Origin of the sequence: Dysgonomonas sp. BGC7, assembly GCF_001261735.1 — a bacterium.
Classification (GTDB): Bacteria; Bacteroidota; Bacteroidia; order Bacteroidales; family Dysgonomonadaceae; genus Dysgonomonas.
The window spans coordinates 1-2,522 of the sequence record NZ_CVRP01000026.1 but is presented as its reverse complement, the minus strand read 5'-3'; the positions used below and the strand labels follow the sequence as shown (position 1 = coordinate 2,522).

At 40.6% G+C, this 2,522-nt stretch carries 2 protein-coding genes; both read left to right on the top strand.

Annotation, left to right across the window (positions count from 1 at the left end):
• The first annotated feature begins 87 nt into the window (after nucleotides 1-87).
• Entirely contained in the window at nucleotides 88-588 is a 501-nt protein-coding gene (locus BGC7_RS17120) for a hypothetical protein (protein WP_050702825.1), read from the top strand.
• A 7-nt stretch (nucleotides 589-595) separates the two neighbouring features.
• On the top strand, nucleotides 596-2,404 hold the full coding sequence (locus BGC7_RS17115; RefSeq protein WP_050702824.1) for a reverse transcriptase domain-containing protein: 1,809 nt from the start codon (nucleotides 596-598) through the stop codon (nucleotides 2,402-2,404).
• Nucleotides 2,405-2,522: the final 118 nt, after the last annotated feature.

Sequence of the window (2,522 nt, the reverse complement as noted above, 5' to 3'; positions counted from 1 at the left end):
CCATTTTATACCGATGGTGCGCCCATAAGGGTGCGTAATAAATATCTCTTTAGCAAGAGATTAGGTTAGAGTTCAAATTTTATAACAATGAAAAGAAAACCTACTTCCAGCCGACTTATCCTAAGGGGAAACCCAAGGGGGAGTGTAGCATGTCGGAAAAGCGACAAGTCAACTAATTGTCAGGTTGCGACTGAATTGCGAGGAAGAAAGATAGACACGAGGATGAAGCCTGATTGGTTGAACGATAGTCCTGTGGCAGCTGTAGAAGCTATGACGGAAGACAATTATACACGTCATACTGTGGTACTCTTTCCCAGTCTTCTGGGGGGAAGAGCCAGAACTAACCATAGCACAACCGCAATAAGCGGAACAATGGATGTAAATCGCATCCGACAGTCTATCGCGCTAATAGTTATTACGCACACTAAATGGGGATTGCCTAAACCGAAAGGCCGTAAGGCTATAGAGTTTGCTCTTGAATATTCGGCATGGCAACGGAGCTTCCATAGTAGTCCGAGCAAGGGAAAGCCTTGTACATGGCGAAGGGAAGCAGCTGATAATTTTAATATTAATCAAAGGAAAACGTGAGAGACGTATGAGAAATCCAGAGAAAGTATTAAGCACTCTATGTTTGCACAGCAAAGTTTCGGACTATAAGTACGAAAGGCTGTATCGCGTCCTATTCAATGAGGAGATGTTCTTTGTTGCCTATCAGCGTATTTACGCTAAGCAAGGTAATATGACACCAGGCACAGATGGTCAGACAATAGACCAAATGAGTATTCAGAGAATAGAATGTCTTATTGAAAGCCTCAGAAATGAGACTTATCAACCCCAACCAGCAAGGAGAATATATATTCCTAAAAAGGATGGAAAAAGTCGTCCATTAGGAATACCCTCCTTTGAGGATAAGTTGGTTCAAGAGGTAACACGCATGGTTTTGGAAGCTATATATGAAGGACACTTTGAAAGTACTTCCCATGGCTTTAGACCATATAAAAGTTGCCACACTGCACTAACACATATTCAACGACAGTTTACGGGAGCAAGGTGGTTTATCGAGGGAGATATTAAAGGCTTCTTCGACAACATAGACCACAATATTCTGATAGGCACTCTTCGTGAGCGAATATCAGACGAACGTTTCCTGAGACTAATCAGAAAATTCCTCAACGCTGGATATATTGAAGAATGGAAGTATAATCACACTTACTCTGGAACGCCTCAAGGCGGTATTATTAGCCCAATTTTAGCTAATATCTATCTTGACCAATTCGATAAGTATATAAGTGAGTATGCGAAAATATTTAATAAGGGAGAAGAAAGACAACGTAATGCAGTTTACTTCCAGATGAATACCCAAGCGGTTAATCTAAGGAAGAAAGTTAAATCCGAAACCGATCTTCGTGTAAAAGCAGAACTCACAGAAAAGGTTAAAAGCCTACAGTTGGAAATGCGTAAAACTCCTTGTCGTCATGAAGTGGACGAGAATTACAGAAGATTAAAATATGTGAGGTATGCTGATGATTTCCTAATTGGAGTCATTGGCTCTAAAGCAGATTGCGAAAAGATTAAGATAGAAATTGCACAATACATGAGTGATTCTCTTAAACTTGAACTGTCAGCGGAGAAAACGCTGATAACTCATGCGCAAGATAATGCGAAATTCCTCGGATATGAAATCTCTGTCAGAAAGTCCTCTGCGATGAAACGCAATCGCAAAGGTATCCTTCAACGTAACTTCAATGGGAGAGTTATGCTATTGCTGCCGATGGAAACTGTGAAGAAAAAACTGAAATATTACAATGCCATAAGCTTTGAACAAGTCAAAGGTTGCGAAATATGGAAGCCAAAATCACGGTCATCCCTGACAGCAAAGAAACCACAAGATATATTAGCCCAATACAATTGGGAAATACGTGGTTTCTACAACTATTATCGTATCGCTAATAACGTTTCTGCAACATGTTCCAAGTTTGGTTACATCATGGAATATAGTATGTACATGACCCTTGCTCAAAAGCTAAGAAGCTCAATAAGTAAGATCATGAAACGATTCTATAAAAACAAGCAATTTATTATTCCATACACGGATGACAAAGGGCGAGGTCAATATAGAATTTTCTATGATGGTGGCTTTAAACGTCAAATTGGAATAACAGACAAAGGATGCGACACACAACCATTTACAGTTTTAGTTCCCTATCCCACATTAGTGGAAAGGCTCAAAACTAATCGCTGCGAAATGTGTGGAGCAGAAGGTTCAACGGTCATGCATCACGTTCGCACACTAAAAACTCTATCGACAGAGTATGTATGGAACAGAAATATGCTGAAAAGAAACTGTAAGACCCTTGCAGTCTGTGAAATGTGTAATGCTAAAATACATGAACATGACAAATAGAGTGAATTTATCAGTGGAGAGCCGTATACATGGAGACATGTACGTACGGTTCGGGGGCAGGCTCTCGGAAACCTATCGCAGCAATGCGGTAAGGCGCCGAGTGCCGAGCCTACATGGG